Source organism: Chryseobacterium sp. YR221, assembly GCF_900176315.1.
Classification (GTDB): Bacteria; Bacteroidota; Bacteroidia; order Flavobacteriales; family Weeksellaceae; genus Chryseobacterium; species Chryseobacterium rhizosphaerae.
Map to the genome: position 1 here is coordinate 149,222 of NZ_FWXM01000005.1, position 26,608 is coordinate 175,829.

Below are 26,608 nucleotides of genomic sequence, written 5' to 3' on the forward strand. Positions count from 1 at the left end.
ATTTAACTAAAAAAATTATATCAAACATTAACAATAATTAACACGGATGATAAAAATCATTAAAATATTCAGATTATTTCCCTGCTGATTTTATAGAATCTGTTTTTATTTCACTTTTAGCCTCAGAAGGTTTTTTATCTTTTTTCTTCTTTTTAAACAAAGAATTAAAGCTTTTACTCCATACAACTCCCATTCCATAGGCTTGATTAGCAGAACCGTTGGTACTTACCATACCAATGTTGGTAGGTTTTGAATACCCTCTCAGGACCAGCGTACCGTCATTCTTTTTAGAAAGATCGTACTCTATAGATCCCTCTCCGGAGAGATAATTCGTCTGTGTCCCCTCAGTTTTTGTTAACGGAATACCCAATCCTGTTTTCACATTTACCCTTGGTGAAAGAGCTACACTTACTCCTGCATTCGCTCTATCTCCGATATTGGCATTCTGATCCCCTTTTACGTAATTCAGGTCAATCTGGAATTCGTTACTCATGGTATTCAGAACAGATCCCAGCTGTTTAAGAAGCATATTATATCCGGATGATTCCGCTACGTTTCCAACATTAACTTCTACACCACCGGTATTGGATACATTAAAGGTACTCAATAGCAATACTGAACCAAACTGAAGAACCTTCTCCCCTTCCTGGCTCATTTTCGCGGCTAATGTTTCCCTTACCTGGCTGGAAACATCCATGGCGGTCACATCAAGATCTACTTTAGGATCTATCAGAGACCTGCTGATGTTAGCCTGTAATAAAATACTGATAGGCTGAAGTTTTCCAAGACTGAGATACTCTCCGGCATTGGAAACCATCCTCATGTAATTGGCTGTAATATCAAGGGTAGGCTTCATAGCATCACCATCCCATCTGATACTGCTGTTCTTTTCGATCTGGAACGTTTTATTAAGAATAGCTTTCGAAACAAAAGTTCCGTTATCTACTTTATATGTCCCGTTCATCGCTATATTCCCCTGTCTGTTCATCTGGAACTTCAATGGGTCAGCCGCTCCTTTTACGGTAATATTTCCTACATCATCACCAATAAGTACATTCACGGTGGTTCCTTTATCTATAGCCAGGTTAAAATCAATATTCATATTAGCCCCGGTCTTTTTCTTTTCTTCCAAAGTAATTAGTCCGTCTTTTCCTTCTTTCAGGAACCTCAGCATCTTAAACTCCTCTACATTGGATGTAGAGCCGGAATTAAAGGTAAAGGTACTTCCGTTAAGAGCCTTCATATTAGGGGTTGTAATACTCAATCCTGAAACAGGTCCGTCCACATAGAGATCTCCCTGACCGTATACTCTTCCCCAGAATAAGTCAGAATCCTTCTGAGTACTGTTCAGCACCAATAGATTGTCTGCTCTCATTACCAGGTTGACCCCCATTGAAGAAAGAGTTTCAAACTGAATCGCTCCGGAAATATTTCCTTTAGAATTCGATCTGCCATCATGTACCTCTATATTGTTAAGGATCGCAAGTCCCCGGGTCAGCTGAATGACAGTATCATCAAATGAATAGTCTACTCCCGTGAACAATAATTTCAATCCAAAATCTTTTAAGGCAATATCCCCACTATAATCAAGATTATTGAGTTTACCATTAATTTTAAGATCTCCCGTTGCTTTTCCTCTTAAATTTCCAAAAACCGTATGGACAAACTGTTGGGTAAATGAAAGATCAAAATCCCGCATTTCCGCTGTCAGGTCAATAATCGGCGAAGCAGTATTATTATTAACGGTACCCGTCAGATTCAGACTATTGTTTCCAAGTACACCTGCTGAATTTACTTTTACATCAATATCATAAACATTCAGTGAGAAACCGTTGGTGGCAGAAATGGAGATATCCCCCATATCATTACCATTCATTTTAATAGCATCAATATTAAGATCTACCAAAGGCTGGAGTGTGCTCTTATCCATTTTGATCTTTACACTTCCATTAGCAAGACCTTTTATATCCATACCATTCCCTCCGGACTGCATCTCCAGAAGTTTCTCTATGGCAAAATCATTAATGTCAGCATCTACATAGAAATCTTTAGCCGATTTAAACTGGGCTTCCTTAATAAACAAAGCACTTTTATCAGAATATACCCTCAGGTTTCTGATATCAAAGTCGCCGGTTTTCTTTCTATAGGTAATGGAATGATTAAGCTCAGGACTGGTATCTATTGCCCAGGTAACTTCATTGAATTTAACTTCAGTAGGCTCAAACCTGAAAACATAGTCTCCGGCAGCATCTGTAGACTGATCAACGTTGATAGCATATTCCTTGAGTTTATCTTCAATCTCATCTTCCGGACTGCCATGCTTAAATACTGTTGATAAATGCAGGGTATTGCTGTTTTCATTATTACCTTTAAGTTCAAAGTCTTTAATGACATTCTTATTATATATGACTCTGTTTATTTTGGCATACAATTGCTGATTAAGGTCTGCCGTATTAATTCGAACTTTAACACTATCCACCACAGCACTGTCTTTGCTGATATTTTTACGGTCATTAATCTTATAATCCGGGTTTGAGGCCGCTAAAGCCTTATCTGCATCTGTAATTTCATCTTCTTTTGTCATAATGTATTTCAAAGAAGAAGCATCCAGATTTAAAATTAAATTATTGGAATTGCCATCATATTCTCCTTCTACTTTAGCGCCATTAGGAAGTTTCAGATCCGGCAGAAAATAATTAACCAATCCCTGCTGTATATCAAAGTTCAAGGCAAAATTCTGCCCACGGTACAACTTTCTTGGCGGTGGACCTACCAATATTTTTCCTACTCCGTTTTCTACCATTCCAGCAAGATCTGCAAGACTGTATCTTCCAGAGATTTTCCCTGTGGCTGCTCCGGGAGCATCTACATCAATGACACGCCCTCCTCCATCAACAAATGTTTTTATTTTGGCATTGGGGATTGTATATTTTTGAGTTGCAGTAGCAAATTGAAGGTCATTAGCGTTTACATCTAAGGTAAGGTCATTAATAGAAGACATAGACATTTTACCATCTACCTTCCCGCTTACAATCTGGCTTCCCGGTTTGTTGGTAAAATAATTCATATTCAGATAACCTACATCTGCATTGACATCCATCGCAACTTTAGACGTGCTGAAATCGATAAGCCCCTTGATTGTTGCCTTCGCCTGATCATCATTTACCGTAATAAGTCCGTTGTATTTTTTATGATCCAATAAACCGTCAAGATACAGGTTACTGATCACCTTATCCATAATTTCAATACTGGCAATCTGAGATTTAGTAGTCAGACGCATGGTATTGACATCGAAGCTTTGTCCGTTAAGATCAAATTTACCCGAAATCAGCCCCACTGTTTTATTCTTAGTAATAACAGAGGTATTAAGATCTTTTACCTCAAGATACCCTGAATATTTCGGCATCGTACTGCTATACGCTGTAAGTGATAATTTGGATATTTTAGCCTGCCCAATTCCTGTCAGCAAATTACCGTTTTCCACATAAACCTGTTCCGGGGTTACTTTTGCTGTTCCATTGTACTTCAGTTTTCCAAAATCATCAGCAAAATTTTTCATTTTTTTAGAAATAAATGAAGGCATCATTGCTTTTAAATCCTTATAGGTAAAATCAGCAGAAAGATTTTTGGTTTCAATAGCAAAATTTCCTTTCAGCAGATTATCAACTTTCATAGTTTGAGTTGCAATATTGACATCAGGGTTTCTGATCAGGAAGTTTTCAAGATGAAACTTATTCAAAGGGCCTGTCATTTTTCCGGCAATATTGAATGGCTTACTGTTATCCCAGTTGGTTACAAAATAGCTGATGTCATATCCACTTACCTGACTTCCCTGTTTAATATTCATATCCCATCGAACTCTATCAGCAAAATCAGACCATGAACCATCATGAAGGTTAAATTTGACATCCCCCTGAAGTAAGGTATGATCGGTATTTAATGTTAAATCTTTTAATGATAAAAACTGATGGGTTAAAGAAAGTTCCGTTGAAAAAGTATCTACAATATGTGATTTCCCCCATCTTGAGGTCACAAATGACATATTGTTGATCAACGCAGAGACATTAGGACCATTAACTTTAAGATTTGGTGCTTTTAAATTAAATTTTGTAGCAGTAAGCCACTTCCCCTGTTCTCCCGGAGAATTCTGATTCACAATGGAAACTTTAGAATCAATAATCTGTATCCTGGAATTCAGCTCAAAGGGTTTCTTTTTAGGATCTCTTTTCTTACCATCATCAAAAAGTTCTGTAAACCGTACAAAATTGGAAATACTGTCTCCTTTATAGGTAATTACTTTTACATCGGCATTCACGAGGGTCAGAGAATTAAAGCTTAAAGAATTGCTTTTCCCTGAAATGGCATTTACCGCAAGAGATATCCAGTCTGAATCGGCTCGAAATTCACGTGCCGTAATAAAATTCAGGCCCTTATAATCCTTTACTTTTAATCCTTTGATGGTTACATTTCCGAAATAATTGACATCTACACTTTCTGTAGAAAAACCGGATTTAAAGTCATTGTTAACAAGCTTCAATGCCTGATTGGCTGCCCATTGTTTGGTGACCGGAAGATTGATCGTTATCAGGATTCCCCCCACAACAACAATTCCCAGCCAGAAAAGAATCAAAAGAAGCTTTGCCCACCAGGAATAGCTGGTGACGTCTTTCATTGCCTGCTTACCGAATTCTTCAGCTGTTTCTACAGGATGATGAATAGCGTCTGAAGCAAGTTCAGAGGCTTCTTTTACTGTTTCTCTAACCTTTTCCTCAACATTATCAACAGTTTTCTGTACCTGATCCCCTAGGTTTTCAGCTACAGATTTTTTATTCTCATTCTCGTTATTATTCTCTAACTTTGCCATTATTATGAGCGACTCTATAATTTTAGGTATTGAATCGTCTTGCGACGACACCTCAGCAGCTATCATCAAGGGGAATTCTATTCTTTCAAACATTGCCGCAAGCCAGGCCATCCATAAAGAATATGGTGGTGTAGTTCCTGAATTAGCTTCACGAGCTCATCAGCAAAATATTATCCCCGTTGTTGAAAAATCTTTTACTAAAGCAAATATACAACAAAATGCAATCTCAGCTATAGGATTTACACGCGGTCCCGGACTTTTAGGATCACTTCTTGTAGGAACATCATTTGCTAAATCTTTGGCAATGAGCCTCAATGTCCCTTTAATAGAAGTAAATCACCTCCAAGCCCACATTTTAGCCCATTTTATTGAGGATGCAAATCCTATGCCGCCAGCCTTTCCTTTTCTATGTCTTACCGTAAGTGGGGGTCATACCATGATTGTACTGGTAAAAGATTATTTTGAAATGGAAATCATTGGAAAAACAATTGATGATGCTGCAGGAGAAGCATTTGATAAAATAGGAAAGATTTTTGATCTGGATTATCCTGCCGGTCCTATTATTGACCGACTTGCCAAAGAAGGAAATCCTCATGCTTTTACATTTAATAAACCCAAACTAGAAGAATACAATTATTCTTTCAGCGGTATTAAAACATCAGTATTATATTTTATCCAGAAAGAAGTCCGAAAAAACCCGGATTTCATTAAAGAAAATCTTAACGACCTTTGTGCTTCGGTACAAAGATCTATCATTGAGATCTTAATGAATAAGCTTGAGAAAGCTGCTAAAGACCTCAACATCAAAGAAGTTGCTATTGCAGGCGGTGTTTCTGCCAATTCTGCATTACGAAAAGCAATGGAAGACAATAAGGATAGATTGGGATGGAATATTTACATTCCAAAATTTGAATATACAACAGATAATGCAGCCATGATTGCTATGGTAGCAAAATTGAAGTTCGACAAAGGTGAATTTACAGACCTGAGAACTTCAGCAACAGCAAAATATGATTTATGAAAATACTCTTAGAAGAAAAAGTACTCGGAACCCATTCTAAAAAGAACTCAAAATATTATTGGGTATTAGAAACTATTACGGGGAAAAATGATGATCCGGGAAATTCTTTAGATTACCTTCCATCGAGTTCTGAAAAAGGATATATTCAGGATGTAAAAGAGGAAATCATAGAAAAAATAAATGCAGAGAATCTTTTCAGTTTTCCTTACGCTCCAAAAGAAGGGGATTATTTATCTATTAAAAATAATTTAAGAAAACAGGAATACCTGAATTTAATTTTCATCAATAACAGTTGGAAAGAAGAGATTTTCATCTGTACTTACCGTGACTGTGATACAGACATTTACACTACAATAAAAACAGGAGTTGCATTCTTAACGCAGGATATATGAAACTATTTTACGGAGAAATAGAAGGTCAGAAGGTCATCATCAACGACGAGGAACAACAGCATATTGTAAAAGTTCTCCGCATGAGAGCGGGTGAAGATATTCATGTGACTGATGGAAAAGGGCGTTTAGCTTCTGGGAAACTTATCATAGAAGGTAAAAGAGCAGGTATTGAGGTATTGGAAATTAAAGAAAACCTGTCTGATTTCAACCCCAAGCTTCATATTGCTATTGCTCCCACAAAAAATATTGACAGGATAGAATTTTTCGTAGAAAAAGCTGTAGAAATGGGAATTTCTGAGATCAGCATCATCATTACAGAAAAAACGGAACGTAAAAATATCAATATTGATAAAATCAGAAAACAGAGTATTGCCGCGTCAAAACAAAGTCTAAGATTTCATTTTCCTATTATCAATGATTCTATTAAGCTATCTGATTTTCTGAAAAACATTGATCCTCAAAATACTTTTGTAGCACACTGCCACGAAAACCTGGAAAGAGTTGACCTTAACAAGATTCCGTTATCTGAAAATCATACCTTCCTGATAGGCCCTGAAGGTGATTTTTCTGAAAGAGAAATCGGATATTTATCCGAAAACAATATAAAAGCTGTATCTCTGGGTAACCAAAGACTGAGAACAGAGACTGCAGGCGTATTTGTTGCCGCCTGGAATTATAATAAAATGATTTAAGTGTTAAGTACTTTAGCTTCACCCCTTTTGAAAAGAGGAGGTAAGATGTGATACGGGAAGAAGATGACAAGAAGTAAATAGTTTGTATTCTCAAAATCTGCCAGTACAAACTTTGCTGTGTAGGTATGGAATATATAAAGAAACAGCATAAAAAAGGTCAGCAACTTCCTGTTAAAAGCTCCTAAAAAGCAAAGAAACTGAAGGCCAATTCCCATCACCGTCAATACTACCCAAAAGTTTTCATAGGCATATATTTCTTTCATCCAATCAGGGATTGCCATATCGGCTGCCCAATAATTATCATAAGTATTCAGCTTTGCTGCATTTTTATCCAGCCACGTAAGTTTGGGGGTATGCTTAATGATATTCTTAGCCGTCCCTAAAAACTTACCCATCCCGGCAAGCGTATAAGTCATCAAAACACCCAGATAGAAATATTGTACCAGTTTATAGTCTTTATCTTCAAGATTTTTGGGCAGTAAAAAAATACTGAGAAAATAAACCAGGATGATTACATGATTATCATGATGAACTCCAAAGTTAGCGGACAATGGAAGGTTTATAACGGCCATTAATAAAAAGATCATGATATTAAACACATAAGAAGGTTTAAAAACAGAAGCAATTATAAATGCCCCACAGGCAACAATAAGCCCGGTAGCCATAAATATCCCGGGAAACTCAGGAAATATCATTTTTTCGAACCCAAAAACAGGATCATAAATTTCTTTTGGCCTGTTTTCCAATTCAATAAACTTCAGAAATTGAACAGCCAGCCAATATAGACTGAATACTCTTAATACGTAATAAACCGTTTTATAATTAAATACGGTAAGCTGAGGGTAGTTCATTAAAGTCTCGTAATAATTTTTTTATCAATTTTCATCTTTTTTTCACCTATCTCACGGGGGCTGTATGTTTCTTTATACAAAAGATACTCCTGAAATTCAGGTCTTGTATCTTTGGCAAAAATCAAAAGCTTCTTCATATTTCCCTTTTTATCTTCATTGTGGTCAATCTTCCCGCCATAGGTGTTGACAATAAATTCCTCATCATTGGCTTCATAGCTCTTAACAGGAGTATTTAAAATCCTTATGGTATCACCATGATTGATTCCATAGAGTTTATATCTTTCTCCGGAAGCTTCTCCCCCACTTGGTACAGTAAATAGTTTCCAGCTTGCAAAAGGATATATTTCATTATAACCTTTTTCTTTAATGGCAAGACTGGTCAAAGACATAATAAGTGAAAAAAAGAATAAGTATTGGGTATATTTTTTCATCAGGTTATTGTATATTATGATCTTTACGGTACTTTGCCAGAATTTCTTTCCCGCTTTTTATAGAGTTCACAGCCCATCGAAGTTTCATTTCCAGACGTTTTTGATCATTCAGCTTATAATCAATTCCCGATCTCATCAGTTTCTGTTTCAGCTCATACATACAGATTCCTGCTGCTACGGAAACATTGAAACTTTTGGTAAGGCCATACATAGGAATAGCCAGTGTTTCATCTGCAAAATCTATTACTTCCTGAGAAACACCTTTCAATTCCGTTCCAAAAACAAGTGCGATAGGTTCCGTAATTTCATAATCAGGAAGCATAACTGCATTTTTTTCCAGGGATACTGCCAGTATTTTATACCCTCTGTCTTTGATATTTTGTAAGGAAGCTATATTCTTTGGGACTTTTTCAACCTCTACCCAGGTTTCGGCGCCTTTGGTTACCGTAAGGTTAGGATTAAAAACATTCTCCTCCTCCATCGCAATCACTTTGTGAAAAGCACAGGCTTCTACGGACCTTATAATAGCTGCCGCATTTCTGAACTGATACACGTCATCCATCACAGGAAGTATAAAATCTGAACTTTCCTGGGAGAAATGTTCAATTTTGGACAGTCTTTCGTCTGTTAAAAATTGTTTTAAATACTCAAAAGTTTCTGCTAAATCTTTCATCCATTTTCAAATCTTTGCAAATTAACGTAATTTTGGGCTATGAACCTTAACCTGCCTCAAATTCTTAATTAAAAATAGTACATGAAGCGAAAAGTCCTGCTCATCTATACCGGGGGAACCATCGGTATGGAAAAAGATTATGAAACCGGTAGCCTCCGCGCCTTTGACTTTGGAAATATATTTGAAAAGATGCCCGAAATGAAGCTCATGGAATGTGAGGTTTTTGTTCATCCTTTCGCCAAACCGCTGGACTCTTCAGATATGGGACCCGAGGAATGGAAAATTATTGCCAATTACATCCTTAAAAACTATAATGACTTTGACGGTTTTCTGATCCTGCACGGAACAGATACCATGTCTTATACGGCATCTGCATTAAGCTTTATGCTAAAGGGATTAAGAAAACCGGTGATCATGACGGGATCTCAGCTCCCTATTGGTGATCTGAGAACGGATGCTAAGGAAAATCTTTTGACCAGTCTTTATTACGCCAGCCTATATGAAAATGATGAAGCTGTTATCCAGGAAGTGGCGGTCTATTTTGAATACAAATTGTTAAGAGGAAACAGAACACTGAAATATTCTGCAGAGTATTTTGATGCCTATGCAAGTCCAAATTATCCTATTTTAGGGCAATCTGGAGTACATTTAAATATTATTAAAGACAATCTTTTCCGATGTGATCCGGCAGTAGAATTTCATGTTGATGAACATATTTCAGAAGATATTTTATTCTGGAGAATTTTCCCGGGAATGCACTTGAGCCATTTCAGAGAAATCCCCAAAATGAAAGTGCTTATTCTGCAGGTTTTTGGTTCCGGAACTATTTTCAGCAGTGAAAAAACCCAGGAAACCCTTCAGGAAATCAGAAATAATGGAACAGAAATCGTAGTGGTAAGCCAGTGTATTTCAGGGGGTATCTCCTTTGGAAAGTATGAGAACAGTAATATTTTCTCAAGAATAGGTGCTATCAGCGGCAGGGACATGACAGCTGAAACAGCCATTACCAAAGCAATGCACTTAATTGATAACCCTAATTACCCTGGAAGCTTTGCCGATCACTTTACAAGGAGTCTTTGTGGAGAAATTACAGATTAAATTGCAATAATAATTTGGATATTCAAGAAAATACTCTATTTTTGCAATCTCAAAAAGAAAGGTGTCCGAGTGGTTGAAGGAGCTACCCTGGAAAGGTAGTATACGGGTAACTGTATCGAGGGTTCGAATCCCTTCCTTTCTGCAAGTTAAAATAAGCCCATGCTAAAACAGCATGGGCTTATTTTTTGTGGGATATATCAAACCCCGAATACTTTCCATATATAAAAACAACGGATTATATATTCTTAAAGCATAGGTATTTATACTCAAAATTATAATTGGTTATTTGTACTCTACACCATCTGCTCTCTTCTTTGTTACTTTGAAATAGAAATAACCAACCAAACTTAAATTACCATGACAACAACCAGTGTAAACGCAAATTCATCCGGCCAGGTTCAACTTGGGGGCGGTGCCCAGTTCTGGGTTTATCTTTCCCCTCAAAACGACACCTCTGTAATGATCACTACATGGCGAGTAACATTCTCACAGGGAAATTGGAGCGATTCTATCTCCAGTGACAATCCTACCAAACAAATCCAAACCCCTAACCTTTCAGGGATCTTTGATATTAAAGTAGAACTATTAAGTGGTTCAACAGGCACCTGGCGACAAATTCCTCCTCAGGCAGGAAGCTACAATGAAATAGGATGCAATTCTAACTGTGCTTCCATGGTGGGTATTGTTGCTGACAACACTCATCCACTTATTGGTGCTATCAATGCGCATTTCTGGACAACCTGGGATGCTATGTGCAAAACAGGAAATTAATAAACTATTTATATTCCCCAATTGCCACAGTATTTTTTGTAATCATCAAGGTGTAGATTTATATCATACATTTTGTACCTGCAAAAAAACACTGGGGCAATTTATCTTTTATTATCGCCCAAAAACACCACAAAAAAAAACAACTGATATACAGCATATTATTCCATTCCCCATCACAATTAAGGAGGTAAATGCTAAAGTTGTTCACAAACAATCAACATGTTTTCCACAAGTTTCCCACAAAAAACATTTTACAATTCATTCGCTACTTATCTATATCCCTTTTTCGCTACTTTAGCAACTGAAAATATTATAAAAAACGGCCATTATATTAATCATGAAAAATCAGATCAAGATTTTGAGGGAAGCAAAAAATATGACCCAAAATGAGCTTGCTGAACAATCGGGTCTTTCTCTGCGAACGGTTCAAAGAGTAGAAGCCGGAGGTATGCTAAAAGGTTTCACACTGAAAGCTATTGCTCAGGCATTGGATACCCATCCCGAACATCTTATTGATCAGCCTAAAGAACAGGAGAATATCAACAGGGCAAAAATAATTAACCTCTCTATCTTATCGGGTATGATCATTCCGTTTGGCGGTGTCATCTTTCCTCTTATCCTAACCTACCAAACAAAAGATTCAAACAATAAAGAACTGGGAAAAAGTATGGTATGTATCCAAATTATACTGGCAACAGTTTTTTCAGCTTCGCTGATCATCAGTCCATTTATACAAAAGTTTTTCTCATGGAAGTTCCCACTTTTCATCATTCTCATCATGATGTTTCTTTTTGTAAAAATATTGATCATCATCAGTAATGGCATCAGTTTAAACAAAAAACATGATATTCATATCAAACTGAAAACCAATTTTTTATAATAAAAGTCATACAACTGTCGTACAAGTGTCGGCCTGTTTTTGTGTAGAAACAGATTTGTATTTCCGAATCTTGCACAAAAAACAGCATGAGAACTATCAAAAAAACGGCAGTGTCTATTTTAGGGATGATCACCCTATTACTATTGGGTGGTTATATTTATTTTGATCAAAAATTCACTCCGGAAAAGAACTACCTGAACATCGAAAACGAAAGCGGGAATATTCCGATCGTATGGCCAGGCAACCACAAATCTGCTTTGCTTTTACCCATTCATTTTCCGAAAGACTCCATAACTTATTATCTGCAATTTGATACCGGGGCCGCCTATACAGAATTTTACAGTCATTCAATAAAGAACTTGAAGGGAATTACAGTTCGTAATAAATTAGCTACCTCTTTGTTCTATATTGGAAAATCAAAGATCTCTTCTGATCAAATTAAAATTTCAGATAAGGGAAGAAAAACAGACCCCGGAGATTCTATTAAAATAATCGGGACGCTGGGAGCAGATATTCTTGAAAACAGGAAAACAATGATTAATTTTAAAAAGAACTATATTGTTTTCAATATAGCCCATGAACCGGCTGAATTTAAAAATAACCTCATCAATTTTAAATTCAAAAAGAGAAAAATTATTATCCGGGGAACTTTAAAAGGGAAAGAGGAAAAATTCCTGTTCGATTCGGGAACAAGTGCTTATGAACTGTTGACTAACAAAGAAAACTGGCAGGATTTAAAATTACCTCATTCCAAAGTGATCATAGAAAAAGCACAGTCCAGACCTTATATTTTAACCACTTACACTACTGAAAGCAACCATAGTATCCGTTTGGGAAACAAAGACATTCCTTTACATGAAATCACTTATGTGGAAGGATTTTCCCAGACCCAATATATGCTGATGAAGTTTTCCGGCATGACAGGAATGCTGGGTAATAAAATCTTTTTAAAAAATATAATCTACATTGATTGCACCAAAGAGAGACTGGGAATTGAATAAAAAGATGTTTTTTTAATCCATCCTTTTTACATTCTTTCTTTAAATTTGTCCTTCAATTATTAACAACTTCCTTGATTTTATGGGTACAAAATATTTACCAATCAAAATATACAATTTGAAAAAACTTATCTCTTTATTATTATTTTCAATGGTTTTTCTATTTCCTCAGCTTATAAAAGCAAGTGCTTACTGGATGGAAATACATGGATCAGGAAAAGTGAATGAAGTTGTCAAAATCCAGGTATGCTACGGTTTTATTGATGATTTAAGTGAGCGACACCGTACCAATGGTCCAGAGTTTAAGGAAATACAGCATTTTAATTTTTTTGTTCTTAATGATAAAGGGGAAAAATTAAAGATTGAATTACAGCCTAAAGAAGATCATTGGGAAGGGAGCTTTACTCCAGACAAGGAAGGAACTTATCGAGTATTAGGAATGAATGATCAGCTTCCTGTTCTTATGCGCTCCAAAAATTCACACGAAAATATACGCCCTATTGATTTTATGTGTGGCGCTTATAATGTGGGAAGTCATTCTGTCAGTAATATGATACCTGTTCAGTTTATGGATATTATCCTTCAGGAGAAAAATGGTATTTATACTGTTTTTCCTTATCGCAATTTGAAACCGGCAGAGAAAGGAACGCTTCTGCGAATATTTAACCCTGAAAACTGGGAGAAGAACATTCTGGTTAATGAAAGTCAGCAGGCGGTTTTTAAGCCTACTATGCCTGGGCTCTATGTCATCCGACAGGATTGGTCTGATAACACACCCGGAACTTTTCAAGGCAAAGCATATGGTAAAATACGATATCGCAATAACTACTGTCTTTGGATCAACTAAAATAATTAGATAAAAATATAAAAAGCCCTGATGAATGCATCAGGGCTTTTCTATGTATAATTTTCATTTTAGAATTTAAGGGAAACACTTCCAAGAAAACGTGCAGGAGCTTGTGGTGTTAAACGAACAGACCATGCTTTTTCATTGGTAATATTATCAAATTTCAATCCCACTCTATACTTAGGTTGATCATAGAAAATCCCTAAATCAAACATTTTATAAGAAGGAATAATCACTTTGGCAGTTTGTGTATTGGTCTGAAAAGAAGAAGATCCCATATTTCCACCACCACCAATTCCTAAGCCTTTCAGCTTACCTTGGGAAATACGATAACTGATCCAGAAATTGAACATATTCGCAGGACCAGATAATGCAGGTCTTAAACCATTAACGGAAGGGTTTGCATTGGTATATTTACTGTCATTATAGGCATAACCGGCAACAATATTCAATCCATCGAAAGGGTTAGCAGTTAGCTCCGCTTCTATTCCTTTACTAAGCTGTGTACCATCCTGAATTGAGTAATTAATATCATCAGGGTTGGTTCTTAAAATATTATCCACACGGATATTATAATAACTCAAAGTACCTACCAATCTATGATTGAAAACATCTCCTTTCACCCCAAATTCCAGTTGATTAGCATATTCCGGCCTGAAGGTATTACCGCTTATATCTACTCCACTAACATTATTAAAGCCATTCATATAGTTTCCAAATAATGAAAGTTTATTTTTAAGAACTTCATAAACCACTCCTAATTTTGGTGAAAATGCAGTCTGTCCATAAGGTCCTGACTGTGCTCCGCTATTACTCAACCCGCCTTTAATTTCCCCTGTAGTAATATCATATACTCCTTTGAACTGGAACCGATCGACCCTCAAACTAGCCATTACCATAAGCTGATCTGTAATATTAAATACATCCGAAACATAGGCTGCATAAGTATTATCACCATTATTTTCCTTTCTTATAGCAGAAGTTGCAGTAAGAGCATCAATTGTATTGTGATTTACTCTAAAGTCTGCTGAAGGATGAACAAAATTAAATACTTTAGTGTTTGTATGATAACGGTCAAAATGATTAGAATTATTATAATAATCCAGCCCTACTACCATTCTGTTTCTAAAGCGTCCTATATGAAAATCTCCGATGAAATTCTGTTGAATATTTGTTGCAATAAAAGAGGTAGTTCCTACCATTACCTGAGCACTGGCCGTAGAGTCTGTTTTTCCGTTGATCGCAGAGATATATCCATTAATCGTTGATCTGGCTCTTGATAGTATCGTTTGTGAAGTCCAGTTTTCCGAAACTTTGTAATTCAGTTGGGCAAAAATATTCATCATCTGTGTTTCATAGGCAAGATCATCACCTAAGAAATTTTTATAATAAGGAAACTTCATATCTGCAATAGACTGAGTTTTATTACTTCCAGTATAAGGGTTAAAACGTACGACGGAAGTTCCTTTTGCCTGATTGAATTCTACATCTAAAAGGAGTGCCATACGGTCATTGATTTGGTAAGAAAAACTTGGGGCAATAGCCAAAGAATTAGTGAATCCCAGATCCTGAAAACTTTTCTCAAAAGTTCCTGCAGCATTCAGACGAAAAAGAGCGGTTCTGTCTTTATTGACCGGTGTATTAACGTCCACGGTCAGTCGGTTATAGCTCCAGCTTCCACCCACATACCCTATTTCACCACCAAAATCATTATAAGGTTTTTTTGTAACGCGATTGTATACCCCACCATAGCTACTGGCAACACTTTTTCCAAATAAAGTTGCTGAAGGACCTTTAATAGCTTCTATACGTTCCAAATTTACAGGATCAATTACTGAAAAAGCGGCTCCAGCCACACCATTCCGCGCATTAGGTTCTGTTTCAAATCCCCTTGAACGGAATGTTACTCTTCCCTGATTAGCAATCATAGGTACTCCTGCACCAGGTACATTTTTAGAAATACTTCCCAGATCTACAGCCACCTGTTCCTGAAACAATTCTTTAGTAACCGTATTATAGACCTGAGGATTTTCTAAGTTTTTCAAGGGCAATCTGGCGACAAATCCGCTTTCTTTTTTGGAAAACCTATTGGTATTTTTCATAATAACCACTTCCTGAATGGCAAGGATATTTTCTTTTGTCAGCTGATAATCCAATGTTGTTGTCTCACCTGCCTTTACCTCAACCGGAAGACGGATCTCTTTACTTCCTAAAATTTGAAATTTTACAGTATAACTGCCCGTATTCAGATTCACAAAACGATAAACTCCCTCATCATCTGTCAGCGTCTGATGATCCGTACCCAATAATGAAACTGATATTGCTCTCAGAGGTTGCCCGTCAATCATATTCACTTTTCCACCAATTCCACCCTGTGTATCTTGTGCATACACTTTTACCAGATTTATCAGAGAAAAAACTAAGATGAAGAGGAGCTTGGTCCATTGCGGCATTTTAGTTTTTAAAAGTTTATTGGTGTTTTTTGTTTTTCCAGGATTGATTATTTCCTTTAACAGAGGTACATTTTCACTACATCGTATCATTTTTCCAGCCTTATTTAAAATAATTATAAATAAAAATGCAAAATAACAGAATACAAACCTCATTCACAATATTAATTTGAATTATTCTAAATAAAATAAATAATGCGGTCGCTGAACTATGATTCCATAAGAATTACAAATTCTATGTATTCCTAAATTCTTCCTAAATCATCGGCTAGTTTTGTCATGTTTTTAAATAGTATTAAAAGAATTTAAGTAAACAATGAGTGCGTAGCCTCTTATAACTTTGTAATGAGAAATACTCTTTTTGTAAGTCATTCATTCTTATGATCCCGCAGACATTAAACATTAATATTGAAGAAGTGATCCATGATGTGTAGTATAAAGAAAATTTTAGCAACCTTATTTTTAATTGGTTTTATAGGAAATACCTTAAAAGCACAGATCAGTCCACCAGGTTTGGGTGATGCCAATACAGCGTTATGGACAGCTTTTGGAGTAAAGCGTCAGCTGGATTCATTAGGAAAAAAGCAAGCTTTAAGCTATATTGCTATAGGCCGTAAAAGCAGTCCGGACAATGATAACCTCCTTTCCAAACAGGCTATTCTTGTAATAAACCATGAGGTTTACCATTCTTTTGCCCCACATCAGCAATACAGCTATGCTCTTAGCTATCGGCGTCAACCTCAATATGAAAGCAATGCCCCTTACGAAAAAGAAAGCACAGAACAGGAATTCAGGGTCTATGGAAGATATGCCTATACTTTTGATCTTGGAAAAAAGTGGAAATTAAAAAATACGGTCCGACAGGAATTCAGAAAATTTTTCGCTGCTGATTTTAGCAAAGTAGAAGAGGATTTCCAATTGAGAACCCGTATCAAAAGTCAGCTGACGTACAATCTATCACCAACAAATAACCAGAAATTAGCATTAAGTGCCGAAGCCCTTTTTTCTATAAGCCACCTTAACGAACCGGATCCACAGTGGACTTCTTTTGGATATCGTGAAATGCGTATTGCAGCCTATTATATGTTTACGATTCCCCACTCTCCTTTTACTGTAGACGTAGGCTATATGAATGACCTTATCAGAGATAGCAGAAGTATTCATCATGGAGGTGTTCATTATCTGGCAGCAGATATTATCTGGAATATCCCCTATCATAAAAACTAATCTATTTGATATCATAAAAAATCCCGATCATTCCTGATCGGGATTTTTGTTAGAAAAACCAAGGTTTTTCAACAATATAATTAGTATGAATATTTGGTTTCATTTAATTGCATAGGGTAAGGAACTGCCTACTCATCTGTACTTTAAATTTAGCTTCTGATTTCGAATGTACATAAATGGTATGCTCAAAGGCCTGCACTGTTTTCAGCTTCTGATCGATAAATTCTGCTATTTCTACAAGAGAGAAAATAAAATCCCGGTATACAGCCATATTGACCGTTTGTCCATAGTAAGGAAGATAAGCTTTCAGGAAAGGAACAGCCATTTGATGTTTGTTGTAGTTGATACAATATCCAACTCCTTCTCTGGAGGTTACAATGTCATGCTCATTGATATAATCCAGGATATTTTTACCACCATTCAGGGCATTGCTGTTTTTTGAACAATATCGGTTGATTTTATCCAGAATATGCTGGGCATACTCCATCATTGAAACGGTTTTCCATTCAAATACATGGCTTAGTCCTTTTTTAGATGATTTTCCATTTTCACAGCTTGTACAAAAAGAGATTCCAATTTTTTCATGATAAGGAAAAAAACAATCTTTAACCTCAATGGAAGCATCTGCCTGTACTCTATCTTCTGCAAAATTGTAATACAGATAAGGACTATATAAAGCTGCAAGAGCTTTCAGATAATCTGTTTCACTCGTATTATGATATTCTTCGAACCATTTTTCAAGGTTGTCGTAATAATAACTTTCAAAGTCTTTAAAGTTTAAGTAAAATGGCAATTCCATAGCTCTGTAATTTTGATAAAGCAAAGCTATTGTTGTAATGCGACAAAACTTGACGTGTTTTTATTTTTATTCTGACCAAAATCAATCTCTCTTAAAAAGTTTCAAAAAAAACAATCCTTTTTATCTACCAAATTAATAAATCGGATCATTTACTCTGTTTTACCTTTAAAATCTTCTAAACACTTTTGTAATCAACGAATAATCAATTCATTGAAGACTCAAACCTCATTAAAGCAAATTAGTTTTTATTTGTTTGTTTTATTAAACTTTCAGATATTTGAGTAAGGTCTACAAAAAGAAAAAACATAAAAAACAACTAAAACAAATCCGATGAATAAGAATTTATTAACCCTATTTCTAATAGTCATGACTTCTCTGGTTTCAAATGCCTGTACAGAAAATCCAAAAACTGAAAAGATGCAAGAAATAACGAACAAAACCGGCGATATGGTAAATATCCGGGATTTAATTGGCAGCACTTACGAATGGAAGTACAAAGAATATATTTATCATATCACGCTACTATCAGATTCAATGGTCCACTGGAAATTAATTAAAGGAGACTATCCCGGTGCCACTGAAGAAACGGATACATACGTGTATTCACCATTGGATCAGACTAAAATTTTCATCTCGTGGATTGAAAAAAGCGGATTGGGTATATCTGCTGTACTCGATTTTGAAACCATGAACCTTTACACTCATGGAAGTCAGAATGGGAGTTTATATGTTAATCCCGGTAAAATAAAAAAGATAAAATAGCAATACGCTACCCATTTGCATCAGGATAGCTACCTGTCATAGTTTTTCATCATATATTCAAAGTAATGGATCATCTTCAGATAGTTTTCTATACTGAGATATTCGTTGGTACTATGAATACTTTGCTGTTCCGAACTGTTGATTTTGATTGGCATGAACCGGTATACATTCTTGCTCACAATTTCATATTTTGCAGCATCTGTTCCCGCCATTGTAAGATAAGGAGTAACAATAGCTCCCGGATGAATTTCCTTGATTCCGGCTTGTATCAGTTGATATGCTTTGGTATTGGTAGGTGATATTTTTGAAGCTTCCCGTGTATTATCAATCTCTTCGACCTCAACATCGAACCCCTGTGTAAGTTTTGCAATATGTTCTCTGACATCTTTGACCGTATTTCCCGGAAGGAGCCTGAAATTAACAACAAATTCAACTTCCGGAGAAAGGACATTCGTTCCGTCGCTTCCTTTCATCATGGTTAAAGCTGTGGTGGTTCGTACCAACGCATTGGTTGTATTATTTTTGGTAAGCTGAGATAACAGCACGGGTTTTAAAAGCCATTGGTTGGCAATCGCAAGTCTGCTGGAGAATGGCATAGCGCCACCGATATTATCAAAAAACTCTTTGATTAGTGGGGTAATGACGGGTTTCATCTGATCATCTTCCAGACGCTGCATAATAACAGCAGCTTTTCCAATAGCACTTTCCATAGGAGGCATGGATGAATGCCCACCGAGTCCTTTTACTTTTATTTTCGCAGAAAGAAATCCTTTTTCAGCACATCCTACTACAGCAACATCAGAATCTATTCCGGCTACACTTCCTTTCTGCATAATCAACCCTCCTTCATCATATACTGCGTCAAACTTCAATCCTTTTTTCTTAAAATAATCAGCAATCTGAATAGCTCCTTTTTGTCCTCCTACTTCTTCGTCAAAACCGAAAGCAAGGTAAATATCACGTTGCGGAATTTGTTTACTTTTAATCAAATTGTTCATAGACTCCATCAGGGAGAAGAGCATACCTTTCATGTCTATTGCTCCTCTTCCATAAATTCTGCCATTGGCAACCACTCCTGCAAAAGGGGAATAATCCCAATCTTCAGCAACTTTTGAAACAGGAGGCAGCACTTTATCACCGGGACGGAATATATTTTCTTCTTTGTTTTTTATATCAGCATCTCCCGGAGGTACAACGTCCATATGGGATAGAAACAGGATAGGCTCAAGAACAGGATTACTTCCTTTCAGCCTGAATACCAATCCATATTTATTTACTTCAAAATTCTCTGTATTCTGATAAACCAATGGATATGATCTTTTTAGATATTCTTTAAACTCATCAAAAGGTGTATAGTTGAATTCTCCCAAACTCCCGGTGGATACCGTTGGAATTTTTATGCCGTTGGAAAATCTCATTATGGCTGAATCATTTTTCACAGGCTTCCATCCTTCTCCGGTTTCAGCTGTATTTTTCTTAAACGGATAAGTATACGTTTTAATAAGTAAGACAGCAACGAGGATAACGAGAATACCTAAAACGGTTAGAAGAGCTTTTTTCATGATCAACTGATTTTGTATGATGGTTTGGCTCTATAAATATAAGAAAGTCTTTTTGCTGCAGCAATAATTCCAGTGAGATATCGAAAATCAGAGAAAATGAAAACCAATTATGTGGAATATCTAAAAAAACTACTACCTAATTTTATGACATGGTAAAATGTCCTAGAAATACCATGGTAATATCTAATGTCTTTGCATCTAATGTAGAACCGTCGTGAATACAATTATCCGTAGGAGCTATATAAAAATCATAGGGTTTTTGTTCTATTTTAAGTACCGGATAGTCAGGGAAATATTTAAAAAAATACTCAATGATATTCTTATTGGTAATATTTTCTTTTTTTACATCAGTTTTTTTCTTCAGCATATTATAGATCTGGATCATGGTCAGATTGATAAATAAAAAATATCTTGATTCCTGACCAAGATTGATTGTTAGACGATTACCATGTCTGTGAGATGATCCAATTGTCATTTTCCGGTCGGAAGAATCTTTGTGAAGCCCAATGAACCTCATCTCATGCGGTTGGTATCCTTCCCGCAGATTCCTTCTGTCTACCGAAGTGGTTTCACAGTTAGGGTAACCGGCTGCAATACAGTGAAAAGAATAATCAGCAGAAAGGTCTTGTAAAAAATCATTTAATCCCCCATTCAGTCGGTCTACGATTTCTTTATTATTGTAAAAGCATTCAAGAACTTCCTTCTCACTGCCCGCACTATGAAGATTAAGCTGCTTACATAAACTTTGCAGTTCTTCAGGAATTCTCCCTATAGCAGCAGTATTATAATCTTTTAGAAAGCGGTCCGTCTGAATTCTGGATACAACCTGTCCCTCCACTTTCCCCCAATCTCTTTTGGGAAGATAAGCTTCATCTTCATATTGTGGTTCGAAATCTACTTCTCCAAATGAAACCTTGGTAGGCTGTCTGTATTTACTGGAATGACTGCCGGTATTAATTGTTACAGTTTCTTCAAATTTTCTGTCCGTACAAAAAATCTTTATTCCGCTTTTTAATTTCATAGTGTTAATAATTATCAAATTTTCCGGTGTAAACGATGGTGATATCAAATTCTTTATTTCCTAAAGTGCTTCCGTCATGGATAAAATTATCAGTGGGAGCAATATAATACTGATAAGGTTTTATTTCTAATCTGATTACAGGATAATCAGGAAAGTCATTTAAGAAATTTTCTACAATATTTTCTGTGGTTATTTTTCTTCTGTGGTATAGTTTATAAATTTGTCTTAAACTCAGGTTGATATAATACAGATAACGGGATTCGCTACTGATATTAATAGATATCCTGTTGTCCGACTTATAAGCTGTATGAGGGGTAAATTTCCGACTCTCATCAATATGCAGACCTGTATATCGGATATATTCTTTATTTATAAAATGAAAAGTGGTCGTTTCTCTGTTAGGCTGGGCTTTGGCAATACGGTGGAACTTATACTGCTGAACCGAAGATTTATTTTTCAAAAACTCATCCAGTTCTTTATTGATCTTCATAACCAGTTCTTCGTTCTCCTGAAATTTAGGTTCAATATCAAACAGACTTGTACATTCTGATAATTGTAACTTTTTAATAAGATTAATTACTTTTTGGGGAATTCTTCCCACAGAAACCGATTTTGACAGTGGATTAAAATGATCATTGGTCATGATAATGCTGTGCTCTTTTGGGGTAAGGGGCCTCCAGCTTTTTTTGGGAATAAAAGCATTACCGGAATATTCAACACTTGTAATATGCTCTGCCGATTCAGTACCGGTATTGATTAAGATCTGCTGTCCGATATTATCAATCCCGCTATTGTATAATTGAAGTCCTTTTCTTAACATACTAAACTAAATGATTTTAATTTGCTTTTTATTTCATCATGAGCTTTTATAAGTGATATTTCTTTTAGCTCTTCTACGATTTCTTCATAATGAGCCTCTTTAGCGTCCAAAGAAGCACAAACCTCATCCGGAAGACTGTTTACGATATCATTTTGAATATGAGAAACCAGTTTTATCATATCATGACAGTAAATGGTAGGGTTATCAAAACCTTCCTCATTGGAATAACGGTTTCCCAGGAACCCACCGCCACATATATCATATATCGGACAGGTCAGACATGTATCATTCACCATATTATGACTGTGAAAAAAGACCTCAAATAATGGATCATTATACAGATCGTCAATAGAATGGGTATGAATATTCAGGTCATTCCTAGTAATTCCTTCATAGCAGGCCCGGATAGAATCCGACACTTCCAGTGCTCCGTTTGTTTCCAAAACAGCGACACCATTGGTCAGCCTTCCCACCATTTGATCCCCTGTCTGCTCTCCCATGATCAGTTCAATCAACGTCCGGAAAAAACGTATCATAGGTCTGTCGCTATCTGTTTTCCATATCTCGAATATTTCAATAAGCCAATCAGCATAGGGAGTATGATGTAATGTATTTACTTTTAATTTTTCAAAACTATCAGGTAAATTGTCATAGTGCCCATCCGGTAATAACAGGTTAAAACTAGGTACTCCTAAATTTTTCACTTCCTGATAAAATTCTGAAGGAGAAATATTCAGATTAACAACAGACAGGATATTACTCATTCCATATTGTTTTCCAAGCTCTATGGCCTTTACTACTTTTTCATAAGATCCTTTTCCGTTATGAAATACGCGGTATCTGTCATGGTGTTCTTTGGGACCGTCCATGCTGATTCCCACCCGGATATTAAGTTCTTTAAACAGTTTATACCAATCATGGGTAAGGCTTACGCCATTTGTCTGCATTGCAAAGCCAAAATCCACATCTTTTACAATGGTTGTAAAAATTTCAATGGCCTGTTTATAATTTTCTTTACCCCACAACATAGGTTCCCCACCATGAAATACGATTTGAACATATCTTGCCTTCTTTTCCTGGCAATAGGTATGGAGTTTTTGAGCAAAAACTGTAATTGTTTCCATAGACATGAATTTAGGCTGAGAGAGATAGGTTTTATCGCCCAGATTATACATGTAACAGTAAGAACAATTGAGGTTGCATCTACTCGCAACCTTTAAAACAAATGAGACAATATTTTCCATAAATTTTATTTAAGAGAAACTCTCCATTAGCCGGTTTTTAGCTAATGGAGAATAAAAAGAGTACTTATACTCTTAAAAATGGATCATACTTGCTGTACGCTGCAGATCCGCCACCGCCTTCAACGGCAACATTGCAATTATCCAGTCCAATTCCGGTTCCAGGATTGGTGATCCCCTTTCCTCCGAAAACAGCTTTGTACAGATCCATCTTCTCTGTACCTGAAGATTGAATAGTTTCTTTTAAAATGCTTTTGTGCTCTAAGTTTGAAACTAGTTTAACTCTTTTTTTCATAAAAAAAATTTAAGATTAATAAAATAAATGCCATCAGTAAGGACATGGCAATCGCCCCTCATTTATAAAATGAGCAATTATTATAGTGTTTGTGTTGGTTATGCTGATGCTGATGGTAACAGCTGTACGTTGTATATCTGGTGATTAATTTGTTCAGCAATTCCTCCCTAGTCTAAGGAGTATATGCTGATTGGCAATTTTCACGTTAGATAAACAAGGTATGGGTAAACCATCTTGTCTTTCAAAAGAATGTTAAAGGCTGTTATAAACGATTTGTACAAGTAATTACTTCTGCTATTCTCTGTATATGAAAACAAGAAGAAATTACCCCAAATAAAAGAAAGGGTAGAAATAAGTGATTCATCGTATAGTTATTAGTTATTTTTTAAGCTTACTGAACTTTTACTGGAGGAATTGGTGGAGATTTTGGTCCTCCGTCATAAGCAGACTCTTCGGTATTTTCCCAACTATTTTTCATAATTAAAGAATCTGACGCATTCATAGGACTGCTTCTCTGTAACTCTTCAGAATTACTTGTTGGCTTCATTTTTGCTGTTGGCGCAGGGAGGTCTTGATCATCATCCTGTCTGCACGATACAGTTAAAAATGCAATAGCACATGCGTATAATATGCTTAGTAGAAATATCCTTTTTGTCATAACAGTTTTTTTATACAATTTATGTAATCCTAGTAGCCGAAACTACAAATTTAATTATCAACAAGTGTCATTTCTTAAAAAAAATATATTAAATCATAAAAAAATCAACCACACAATTATTATAAGTAACTAAATATCAATGTTTTACTTTTTTGTATTTTTAAAAGATTAATCACTATTTTTGTTAGAGTTTTTTTTGTGATTTTTGTAATTTTCTAGAATGAAAAAAATATATTTTCTACCACTTTTTCAATTATGCTTAATACTGAGCATTTTTTGTTCTTCATTAATAAGAGGGCAAAAAATGGAAAAAGCGAAGGATTCGCTCAGTGACGAAGAAAAATGGAAAAAAATTTCACTTCAAATAAAGAATTCTAAAGAAAATAAGGAATTTAAGAAACTTTATGATGCCTATGAAAATGCGGCATTGATGGGGGCGAAAAATCAGAAGAACTACTTAGATAGTCTTTTAATAACAGCAAAAGAGTTGAAAGACGATAAGCTGATTGGAGAAGCTTATATGTGGTTGGGAATGAATGGTGAAAGCATAGAAAATTATCCTGAAGCGCTGGATAACTATATCAATGCATATAGCATGCTTTCAAAAACCAATAATCAGCTGGCCATCAACAAATCAATTACCTTTCTGGCAAGGGTTAAATTGTATATGGGAGATTATGATGGGGCCTACAATCTCTTAAAACCTGCTTTAAAGAATCTCAAATCAATAAATACTGAAGAATCCCACTTATATTTTACATATGGACAGCTTGCTCTTATTGAAACCAATTGGTATCTGAAAAGAGACAATAACAGTGCCTTAGTAAAAGAAGGAATGGATTTTATTAAAAACACTAACCAATCAGGATATTACCCTTATTTTCTGGCAGCAGAAGGAGTTGATGAATATTACAATAAGAATTATAGTGAAGCCATCAGAAAAATAACTTCTGCAGAAAAGCTATACACAGACCAATTTCAGCATTTAACGGATAAACTTTACCTTGCCCTCAGCTATTGGGAACAGGGTAATACTAAGCAGGCGTATACTTTTTTACAGCAGATTGATGACGCCTACGATAAAACGGGGAAAATAGACCCGAAATTCCGTTCTGCGTTTGAAATGTTGATCAAGTATTATGAGAAAACCGGTGATAAGGACAAAGAGCTGGAATACGTAAAGAAACTATTATCAATTGATGCTAAATACGAAAAGGATTACAAACTCCTGTTTTCCACCATGCACAAAGAGTTTGATAATAAAAAACTAATCGAAACCAAAACAATATTAGAAAACAAGATAAAAAAGGGCAAGATCATATATAAGATCAGTATTGCCATCGGAATTGGACTTATTATTTTCCTTATATCCATTATCTATAAAGGAATTAAGAAAAGGAATAAATACCAGAAACTGTACAAAGAATTTATCAGTATCAAGAGTAGTGAAGATTTAGATGAAGAACTTCTTGACGAAGATCCTGTGACAGCAGAATTTATAGACGCTTATGATATTGATTCCGATTCTGATACAGAACTGGATATCCTGGATGATATTGATGATATTGATATCAATCCAAAACTTGTAGAAAATGTTCTTAAAGAACTTGATCTGTTTGAAAAGAATAAAGACTTTTTAAAGAAAAAAGTAAATCTGGAAAGCCTTTCATTACAGTGTGGAACCAATACCGCCTATCTTTCTAAAATTATCAACCATTATAAAAAGCAAAATTTCAAAACCTATCTCAATGATTTAAGGCTTAATTATGTCATGAATCTTTGGCGGGGAAGTAAAAAGAGTAGAAGATACTCTATACAGGATATTGCAAGTAAGGCAGGATTCAGTAATTCGCAAAGCTTTTCAAAAAAATTTCAAGAAAAATTCGGGGTTTCCCCTTCATTTTTCTTGAAAAAGCTTAATTCCAATAAAGAATTGGAAAGCGATATAATCGCTACGGATAATGAATTAAAAAATGATTAATATGTTGTTAATGTAAACTGTGTACCTTATTTTAAAATGGCTCTATTTCCCTTATGGGTTTTACCATCTGCTCTAACGCTGAAGCTAAATTAGTTATTATCCTGATATAATATCAAAACAAGGGGCCTCCGGAGGGTTGAAAACTTAAAAAAGAAGACCCAAAAACTTAAAAAACTTAAAAAAACGCATCTTCTTTTCTGCTGATTTACAATAGAATAAGATTTTATAAAGTAGGTTTTGAATCTTATTTATTTTAATGATTGAAAGTAGAGAT

General features: G+C 35.7%; 23 protein-coding genes and 1 tRNA gene. 12 read left to right on the forward strand and 12 right to left on the reverse strand.

The window, feature by feature from the left end; translation table 11 throughout:
- Positions 1-73 precede the first annotated feature (73 nt).
- On the reverse strand, positions 74-4,864 hold the full coding sequence (locus B8967_RS15725) for a translocation/assembly module TamB domain-containing protein (RefSeq protein WP_084086708.1): 4,791 nt from the start codon (positions 4,862-4,864) through the stop codon (positions 74-76).
- Positions 4,865-4,868: 4 nt separating this feature from the next.
- Between B8967_RS15725 and tsaD the strand changes: the two genes are divergently transcribed.
- Genes tsaD through B8967_RS15740 form a run of 3 tightly spaced genes read left to right on the forward strand, consistent with a single transcriptional unit; the run spans position 4,869 to position 6,969 of the window.
- Positions 4,869-5,885 (forward strand): tRNA (adenosine(37)-N6)-threonylcarbamoyltransferase complex transferase subunit TsaD, encoded by a 1,017-nt coding sequence (gene tsaD, locus B8967_RS15730; RefSeq protein ID WP_047489148.1) that lies wholly within the window; start codon positions 4,869-4,871, stop codon positions 5,883-5,885.
- Positions 5,882-6,277, forward strand: coding sequence for a hypothetical protein (locus B8967_RS15735; RefSeq protein WP_047489151.1), 396 nt, complete (start codon positions 5,882-5,884; stop codon positions 6,275-6,277). Before tsaD ends, B8967_RS15735 begins: the two co-directional genes overlap by 4 nt.
- Complete coding sequence (locus tag B8967_RS15740; protein ID WP_084086709.1) at positions 6,274-6,969, forward strand: RsmE family RNA methyltransferase; 696 nt, start codon at positions 6,274-6,276, stop codon at positions 6,967-6,969. The genes B8967_RS15735 and B8967_RS15740 overlap by 4 nt, the downstream gene beginning before the upstream one ends.
- Here B8967_RS15740 and B8967_RS15745 read toward each other — a convergent pair.
- The 3 genes from B8967_RS15745 to B8967_RS15755 are packed head-to-tail and all read right to left on the reverse strand — an operon-like array spanning position 6,966 to position 8,924.
- The gene (locus B8967_RS15745; protein ID WP_084086710.1) at positions 6,966-7,820 is read right to left on the reverse strand and encodes a hypothetical protein; all 855 of its coding nucleotides are present in this window, start codon (positions 7,818-7,820) and stop codon (positions 6,966-6,968) included. The two genes, B8967_RS15740 and B8967_RS15745, sit on opposite strands and share 4 nt — an antisense overlap.
- Complete coding sequence (locus B8967_RS15750; RefSeq protein ID WP_123863359.1) at positions 7,820-8,251, reverse strand: hypothetical protein; 432 nt, start codon at positions 8,249-8,251, stop codon at positions 7,820-7,822. Before B8967_RS15750 ends, B8967_RS15745 begins: the two co-directional genes overlap by 1 nt.
- A 4-nt stretch (positions 8,252-8,255) precedes the next feature.
- Positions 8,256-8,924 carry a TrmH family RNA methyltransferase gene (locus B8967_RS15755; RefSeq protein WP_084086711.1) on the reverse strand — a complete coding sequence of 223 codons (669 nt, stop codon included), beginning with the start codon at positions 8,922-8,924 and terminating at the stop codon, positions 8,256-8,258.
- A gap of 81 nt (positions 8,925-9,005) precedes the next feature.
- Between B8967_RS15755 and B8967_RS15760 the strand changes: the two genes are divergently transcribed.
- From B8967_RS15760 to B8967_RS15785, 6 genes are all read left to right on the forward strand, one after another.
- Positions 9,006-10,022 (forward strand): asparaginase, encoded by a 1,017-nt coding sequence (locus B8967_RS15760; protein ID WP_047489167.1) that lies wholly within the window; start codon positions 9,006-9,008, stop codon positions 10,020-10,022.
- Positions 10,023-10,077: 55 nt separating this feature from the next.
- A tRNA-Ser gene (locus tag B8967_RS15765) sits at positions 10,078-10,164 on the forward strand.
- A gap of 215 nt (positions 10,165-10,379) precedes the next feature.
- Positions 10,380-10,793, forward strand: a complete 414-nt coding sequence (locus tag B8967_RS15770) for a hypothetical protein (protein WP_084086712.1) — start codon at positions 10,380-10,382, stop codon at positions 10,791-10,793.
- A 337-nt stretch (positions 10,794-11,130) separates the two neighbouring features.
- Positions 11,131-11,673 (forward strand): helix-turn-helix domain-containing protein, encoded by a 543-nt coding sequence (locus B8967_RS15775; protein WP_047489172.1) that lies wholly within the window; start codon positions 11,131-11,133, stop codon positions 11,671-11,673.
- A gap of 86 nt (positions 11,674-11,759) precedes the next feature.
- Positions 11,760-12,674, forward strand: a complete 915-nt coding sequence (locus B8967_RS15780) for a hypothetical protein (protein WP_084086713.1) — start codon at positions 11,760-11,762, stop codon at positions 12,672-12,674.
- 115 nt (positions 12,675-12,789) lie between these two features.
- On the forward strand, positions 12,790-13,518 hold the full coding sequence (locus B8967_RS15785) for a hypothetical protein (RefSeq protein WP_143330532.1): 729 nt from the start codon (positions 12,790-12,792) through the stop codon (positions 13,516-13,518).
- A 68-nt stretch (positions 13,519-13,586) separates the two neighbouring features.
- Here B8967_RS15785 and B8967_RS15790 read toward each other — a convergent pair whose 3' ends face one another.
- On the reverse strand, positions 13,587-15,971 hold the full coding sequence (locus tag B8967_RS15790) for a TonB-dependent receptor (protein ID WP_228406222.1): 2,385 nt from the start codon (positions 15,969-15,971) through the stop codon (positions 13,587-13,589).
- Positions 15,972-16,391: 420 nt separating this feature from the next.
- Between B8967_RS15790 and B8967_RS15795 the strand changes: the two genes are divergently transcribed.
- Complete coding sequence (locus B8967_RS15795) at positions 16,392-17,195, forward strand: DUF2490 domain-containing protein (RefSeq protein ID WP_084086715.1); 804 nt, start codon at positions 16,392-16,394, stop codon at positions 17,193-17,195.
- A gap of 103 nt (positions 17,196-17,298) precedes the next feature.
- Here B8967_RS15795 and B8967_RS15800 read toward each other — a convergent pair whose 3' ends face one another.
- On the reverse strand, positions 17,299-17,994 hold the full coding sequence (locus tag B8967_RS15800; protein ID WP_084086716.1) for a hypothetical protein: 696 nt from the start codon (positions 17,992-17,994) through the stop codon (positions 17,299-17,301).
- Between the two features lie 330 nt (positions 17,995-18,324).
- Between B8967_RS15800 and B8967_RS15805 the strand changes: the two genes are divergently transcribed.
- Entirely contained in the window at positions 18,325-18,756 is a 432-nt protein-coding gene (locus tag B8967_RS15805; RefSeq protein WP_143330533.1) for a MoaF-related domain-containing protein, read from the forward strand.
- A 29-nt stretch (positions 18,757-18,785) separates the two neighbouring features.
- On the opposite strand, the gene B8967_RS15810 is transcribed toward B8967_RS15805, so the two are convergent.
- The 6 genes from B8967_RS15810 to B8967_RS15835 all read right to left on the reverse strand — a co-directional run bounded on the left by B8967_RS15810 (position 18,786) and on the right by B8967_RS15835 (position 24,353).
- A complete protein-coding gene (locus B8967_RS15810) occupies positions 18,786-20,318 on the reverse strand; it encodes a M20/M25/M40 family metallo-hydrolase (protein WP_084086718.1) in 1,533 nt (510 codons plus the stop codon).
- 142 nt (positions 20,319-20,460) lie between these two features.
- Positions 20,461-21,339: a hypothetical protein gene (locus B8967_RS15815; RefSeq protein WP_084086719.1), complete on the reverse strand. Its 879-nt coding sequence runs from the start codon at positions 21,337-21,339 to the stop codon at positions 20,461-20,463.
- 4 nt (positions 21,340-21,343) lie between these two features.
- Positions 21,344-22,159 carry a hypothetical protein gene (locus tag B8967_RS15820; protein WP_084086720.1) on the reverse strand — a complete coding sequence of 272 codons (816 nt, stop codon included), beginning with the start codon at positions 22,157-22,159 and terminating at the stop codon, positions 21,344-21,346.
- Complete coding sequence (locus tag B8967_RS15825; RefSeq protein ID WP_084086721.1) at positions 22,153-23,403, reverse strand: radical SAM protein; 1,251 nt, start codon at positions 23,401-23,403, stop codon at positions 22,153-22,155. The genes B8967_RS15820 and B8967_RS15825 overlap by 7 nt, the downstream gene beginning before the upstream one ends.
- A gap of 64 nt (positions 23,404-23,467) precedes the next feature.
- Entirely contained in the window at positions 23,468-23,695 is a 228-nt protein-coding gene (locus B8967_RS15830) for a hypothetical protein (protein ID WP_084086722.1), read from the reverse strand.
- A 391-nt stretch (positions 23,696-24,086) separates the two neighbouring features.
- Positions 24,087-24,353, reverse strand: a complete 267-nt coding sequence (locus tag B8967_RS15835; protein WP_123863356.1) for a hypothetical protein — start codon at positions 24,351-24,353, stop codon at positions 24,087-24,089.
- Positions 24,354-24,657: 304 nt separating this feature from the next.
- On the opposite strand from B8967_RS15835, the gene B8967_RS15840 reads away from it, so the two are divergent.
- Positions 24,658-26,334, forward strand: coding sequence for a helix-turn-helix domain-containing protein (locus tag B8967_RS15840; protein ID WP_179140072.1), 1,677 nt, complete (start codon positions 24,658-24,660; stop codon positions 26,332-26,334).
- Positions 26,335-26,608 lie beyond the last annotated feature (274 nt).

Coding starts and splice junctions, on each gene's coding strand:
- B8967_RS15725 (WP_084086708.1), bottom strand. CDS start 4,864: ATGGCAAAGTTAGAGAATAATAACGAGAATGAGAATAAAAAATCTGTA.
- tsaD (WP_047489148.1), top strand. CDS start 4,869: ATGAGCGACTCTATAATTTTAGGTATTGAATCGTCTTGCGACGACACC.
- B8967_RS15735 (WP_047489151.1), top strand. CDS start 5,882: ATGAAAATACTCTTAGAAGAAAAAGTACTCGGAACCCATTCTAAAAAG.
- B8967_RS15740 (WP_084086709.1), top strand. CDS start 6,274: ATGAAACTATTTTACGGAGAAATAGAAGGTCAGAAGGTCATCATCAAC.
- B8967_RS15745 (WP_084086710.1), bottom strand. CDS start 7,820: ATGAACTACCCTCAGCTTACCGTATTTAATTATAAAACGGTTTATTAC.
- B8967_RS15750 (WP_123863359.1), bottom strand. CDS start 8,251: ATGAAAAAATATACCCAATACTTATTCTTTTTTTCACTTATTATGTCT.
- B8967_RS15755 (WP_084086711.1), bottom strand. CDS start 8,924: ATGAAAGATTTAGCAGAAACTTTTGAGTATTTAAAACAATTTTTAACA.
- B8967_RS15760 (WP_047489167.1), top strand. CDS start 9,006: ATGAAGCGAAAAGTCCTGCTCATCTATACCGGGGGAACCATCGGTATG.
- B8967_RS15770 (WP_084086712.1), top strand. CDS start 10,380: ATGACAACAACCAGTGTAAACGCAAATTCATCCGGCCAGGTTCAACTT.
- B8967_RS15775 (WP_047489172.1), top strand. CDS start 11,131: ATGAAAAATCAGATCAAGATTTTGAGGGAAGCAAAAAATATGACCCAA.
- B8967_RS15780 (WP_084086713.1), top strand. CDS start 11,760: ATGAGAACTATCAAAAAAACGGCAGTGTCTATTTTAGGGATGATCACC.
- B8967_RS15790 (WP_228406222.1), bottom strand. CDS start 15,971: ATGCCGCAATGGACCAAGCTCCTCTTCATCTTAGTTTTTTCTCTGATA.
- B8967_RS15795 (WP_084086715.1), top strand. CDS start 16,392: ATGATGTGTAGTATAAAGAAAATTTTAGCAACCTTATTTTTAATTGGT.
- B8967_RS15800 (WP_084086716.1), bottom strand. CDS start 17,994: ATGGAATTGCCATTTTACTTAAACTTTAAAGACTTTGAAAGTTATTAT.
- B8967_RS15805 (WP_143330533.1), top strand. CDS start 18,325: ATGAATAAGAATTTATTAACCCTATTTCTAATAGTCATGACTTCTCTG.
- B8967_RS15810 (WP_084086718.1), bottom strand. CDS start 20,318: ATGAAAAAAGCTCTTCTAACCGTTTTAGGTATTCTCGTTATCCTCGTT.
- B8967_RS15815 (WP_084086719.1), bottom strand. CDS start 21,339: ATGAAATTAAAAAGCGGAATAAAGATTTTTTGTACGGACAGAAAATTT.
- B8967_RS15820 (WP_084086720.1), bottom strand. CDS start 22,159: ATGTTAAGAAAAGGACTTCAATTATACAATAGCGGGATTGATAATATC.
- B8967_RS15825 (WP_084086721.1), bottom strand. CDS start 23,403: ATGGAAAATATTGTCTCATTTGTTTTAAAGGTTGCGAGTAGATGCAAC.
- B8967_RS15830 (WP_084086722.1), bottom strand. CDS start 23,695: ATGAAAAAAAGAGTTAAACTAGTTTCAAACTTAGAGCACAAAAGCATT.
- B8967_RS15835 (WP_123863356.1), bottom strand. CDS start 24,353: ATGACAAAAAGGATATTTCTACTAAGCATATTATACGCATGTGCTATT.
- B8967_RS15840 (WP_179140072.1), top strand. CDS start 24,658: ATGGAAAAAGCGAAGGATTCGCTCAGTGACGAAGAAAAATGGAAAAAA.